The 204-nt window shown below is 64.7% G+C and carries 1 protein-coding gene; it reads right to left on the reverse strand.

What is annotated here, in order from left to right:
- On the reverse strand, positions 1 to 204 hold a 204-nt coding region (locus NGB94_RS16775), incomplete at both ends, for an IS30 family transposase (RefSeq protein WP_325791849.1).

Here is a 204-nt window from a genome sequence, read left to right on the forward strand (position 1 = left end):
TAGTGTTCTCGTTCGTTCCGCGCTGCCAGGGTGAGTGCGGGTCGCAGAAGTAAACCTTCGTATCCAGTGCGGTCTGGATCCGGGTGTAGTGCGCCAGCTCGGTTCCGCGGTCCCAGGTGATCGACAGCCGCAGGTGCTCCGGGAGCCTGCCCATCTGATCGATCATCGCTGCTGCCACCGTCTCGGCGCTGTGGTCCCCGGGCA

It is taken from the genome of Arthrobacter koreensis (assembly GCF_035792275.1).
Lineage (GTDB): Bacteria > Actinomycetota > Actinomycetes > Actinomycetales > Micrococcaceae > Arthrobacter_B > Arthrobacter_B koreensis_A.